The following is a 4177-nucleotide window of genomic DNA, read 5'->3' as shown; positions in this document are numbered from 1 at the left end:
CCAAAACAAGAATCTAGAGCTTCGGTTCTGATTCAATCAGAACCGAAAATGCTCTAGGATCCGACTCTAGGCTTGCTTTGACGCGATCGCTATCTCCTTCGCAGGGATGATCCACGCGCTGAAGCACGAGATGCGCTCGCGGGACTGCAATTCTCTGCGCGCGGCTCGCCTTGCGCGTTTCCTCAGTTTGCCGGATCCCGCCTCCGCCGTTGCTCACCTTCGGCGACGAGTTTTTTCTCATCGTCTGTCAGAAGGCTGGTCTGCTCCGCGCTGATGGGGCCATTGCCGAGGACGCGGACTGTGCTGTCGGAGTCATAGTTCAAGCGGCTTTGCCGGTTGTTGTTTTTTGGCTCAGCCGGACGCTCTTCCTCACCCGATCCGCCACCAAAGCCGAGAAACTCGACGATGATGATCGACGCCTGGCCGGAAGCGGTGTTCTGGGTCGGCATGGTGGTCTGTTGGGCCGCACCGGCGAGGTTCGAGGCTTGCGTCAAGCCGCCAATATTCGGCGCCTGGACCGTCGGCACGCCGGTGATACCGCCCTGCGCCTGGATATTCGCCGCGTTGACGATCTGCAAAGCGGCCACGTTGACCTGTCCGGAGGAACGGATGCCGGCTTCGCCCACGTCGATCGTGCCCAGCGGCGCGATCAGGTCGACACGGGCGGGCGGAATGTCCGGCACCGAGGCGATGGCGGCAATGCCTGCGCCGGTCGAGGGCACAGTCGGACTCAACAGCACATGGCCATAGGGATCATAGCGGCGTCGCGTCGGCGTGTAGATCACGGTCGTCTTCGAGCCGTTGCCGGCGTTGATGTCGCCCTCCGCCGACCAGCCGAGAATGTCGCCGCCCAAGGTGGTCATGATGCGCGAGAGACCAAGCAGGATCGAGCCCTTGCTGTAGATTTCGATATTGCCCTTGCCTTGGGTGACCAGCCCCGCCGTGCTCGGGGGAACCTCGCCTTCCACGCCCAACACCACTTTGCCGCCCGGTGCAAGCAACTGGATGTCGCCGCCGAATTCGGTCGTGACGCCCGAGCCGCTGAACAGCGTGATATCACCCTGATAGCGGATCTGGTTGCCATTCGCGTCCCGGTCCGGGAAAAGCGTCGCGATCGACTGGCGACCGCGCAGATAGCTGCCATGACGCGGACTTTCCGCGTCATTGTATTCGATGCCGCCCTGGCGGAGCTCGTTATAGAAGACCGTGCGCAGGAACACCGCCTGCAAATCGCGCGGCAAGGTCTGGAAATAGCTCAGCGCGTCCTCATCCCTGCCGGCAAAGCCGCGCTGCTCTTTCAGCCACGCAACAAGTTCGTTCTCATAGGTCTTGGCGACTTTGCCCTGCTGCTCGGCGAGCGGCGTGCCTGACATCGCAAGATTGGCCGGATCGAGATAGCGCATCAGCGCGGCATAGTCCGGGCCGCTGCTGCCCACGCCAGCCTGCAGCACGATCGAGGCGCCGGGCCGCGTATCACCAGGCACGGCAGGGGCGATGCTTTGCAACCTGCCTTGATCCGCCTGATAGATGTGGCGGCCCGCGGTGAGCGCGAGCACACCAGGACCTGACACCTGCAAATTCGCGTAGATGATGTCGCGGCCGGCCTGGATGACCGAGATATCATCGTCACGGCTGTGGATGATCAGCCCGCCGCCCCCGGCCTCGTCACGCCAATCGCTATTGGGATCGTCGACCCCACCGGCAGCGATGATGTCACGCCCGGCACGCATCCACACCGGCCCGCCGATGTAGAGGGTCGCCGGCACTTCGAATGTAGGCGGTTGAATATATCCGACGTGGAAATTGGTGATATCCCCGTGCACCGCATAGAAACGCATCGGATTTTGATCCGCGCCGTCTCCCAAGATGGAGAGATAATTGCCCTCTGGGTAGCTGGGATTGTAGCCGTAAAAGATCGAATCGCGCGCCAACAGATCAAGCCGCGCGTTCGGCAAAGGCGTCAGATTTGCCTGGCCAAACACCAGCACATCACCACCGGCGGCCACGACGCCGAGAGCCGGTGGATACGGGCGCCCGGTGTAATAGCTGTAGTAGTCCTGCGGGCCCCTTGAGTCGTTGGATGTGATGGGCGCGACCGATCCTCCCGCCGAGAACAGGTCCACGGCGGTGCGGTTGCTCCACAGCGAGAAGCCAGGTCCACCAGTGGACGGCAGAAGACCACGAGAAGCAGCCGGATCAGGTAGGCCTGGATCGGTGGCGTACAGGATGACGAGGTCGCCGCGCGTATTGATCGTGGCGCGACTGTCGCCCAGCGCCAGGTACAGACCGCTATCGGCGTAGTAGTTATAGGGACGCATGGGGTCGATCGGCCGCGGATCGGTATAGCCCAGCGGAATGCCGTAGCTCATTTCGCTCACGAGACCGATAGCGGAGGCGGTGACCGACACGTCGCCCCGGACATTGACGAGCGTGCCTCCGCCCGGGTTGTTCGCATAGTAGAGCGGCGCCGTATTTAGGCGGCCGCCGATATTCATCACGAGATCGCCGCCGCCCGTTTGTCTCAGCACACCATTGGCATCGAGGTAGCCGCCGCCGCCGATCGCGACCACCAAGGCGGAGGCCCTGGTTTCGAACAGCGTGTTGATCGGGCTAATTTCCAAAATCTGCGGCGTCATGACGCCGGCGTCGCCGCCTGCGATCACGTTCACATTGCCGCCACCCAGCGCGCCGATGCCGGAAAAGCCCACGACTTGATTCAGCCCCCAGGAATCCGGAACGTAGGCGCCGAAATTGATGCCCCACGCGCCATCTTGCCAGCGCAGCCATTCATTGATGCGACTCTGGTTCGTGTTCAGGTCGGACATATAGTTGTAGCCGGCCATGGTGCCGCCGGCCTCAACGCGCACGTCGCCGCCCCCTGCGGTGAGCCATAGGCCAGTATGGTTTTGAGTTTCAGGTAGAGCCGTGCCGGCGGTGTAGACACCAAAGAGAGAGGCATGCCGGTAATCGCCGCCGGCGATGAGATCGAGATAGCCGGTGCCGGTACGCACCACACTCATCGCTTCCAGGATCCAATCCCCGGCACTATGCCGATCATCGAGGACAAGGTCGCCGCCCTGGCCGAGCGAACGGATAGGCTTGACCGCCCGTGTGTCGCTCGCGGCGAGATCGGCCCCCGAAACGAAACGCATGGACCAGGACAGGGACCCTGGCGCAAGCATCTCCGATACGGCCCACATTCGTCCCTCGCGGCCGTCTGCCCAGTTGTAATCGTCTGGCGTGGGCGGCGGCGGCGCGAAGCCGTCATTGATGCTGCCGTTGACCGTAAAATTGCCGCCAGCCCGCACGACGAGGACGCCGGGCTCACCTGAACCGCGAATGTTGGCGTCCGCCGCGGCGCCGTAGCGATAGTCCGAGAGATCGAGATCGCCACTCGTCACAAGATCGCCTTCACTTGTGATCTCGACGCCAGGACGCAGATGGAACGCGGAACCATAGCCTTTCAGCCCGGCAAGCTGCGCCTGCAACGCGCCATTCACGCTTGCCGCGTCGATGAACGCCGCGTTGTCAGCATGGATGCCATCGAGAAACGCCTGATTGATGATGCCATCCAAGGGCGTGTAGTTGCGAAAACCATTCACAGCGATGCTCGCTGCGCCGAGAATGTTGATATGGCTTGCCGCGTTGATCGCGATACCGTCCCGGCCCACACGCGGCGCGTTGATCTCGAGCCTGCCGCGAGACACGCCATCGGCCGAACGCATGTCGATCATCGAGCCACCCGCCAGCGTGACGGCGCCGTTCTTTGCTGTCAGCTCGATCGAGCCGCGATTGGAGGCTTCGATCGCCGCGCCGTAGCTGTCGGTTTGCAGCACGCTGCCATGCGCGTCGAGAACGGCATTCGATGTCAGCGTGAGATTATCGCGTGCAGAAAGGCGGATGGTGCCGACCTTGTTGCCGCTCGCATCGATCCTGCCGTTCACGATCAGGCTGCCGCCATCGGCCGAAATATCGACGATGCGCGCCTTCACCTCGTCGCCGATGACAAGATCACCGCTCTTGGCAGTGAAGCTGCGTGTGCCCAAGAAGCTGCTCGCGTTGAGCTTGGTATTGAGGCTTGCAAAATCGGCGATGGTGTTCGCAGCAAGCGAGAAGCTGCCCGCGCTCGAGCCGCCGCTGCTCCCGCCGCGCAATGTGCCGCCGAATGTTGCCGTTC

The 4177-nt window shown here is 62.5% G+C and carries 1 protein-coding gene; it reads right to left on the bottom strand.

Annotation, left to right across the window (positions count from 1 at the left end; genetic code table 11):
- Positions 1-182 precede the first annotated feature (182 nt).
- Positions 183-4046: a filamentous hemagglutinin family protein gene (locus tag CWO89_RS41490; protein WP_207234685.1), complete on the bottom strand. Its 3864-nt coding sequence runs from the start codon at positions 4044-4046 to the stop codon at positions 183-185.
- Positions 4047-4177: the final 131 nt, after the last annotated feature.

It is taken from the genome of Bradyrhizobium sp. Leo170 (assembly GCF_004296405.1).
Classification (GTDB): Bacteria; Pseudomonadota; Alphaproteobacteria; order Rhizobiales; family Xanthobacteraceae; genus Bradyrhizobium.
This window is presented reverse-complemented; position numbering and strand designations above follow the sequence as displayed.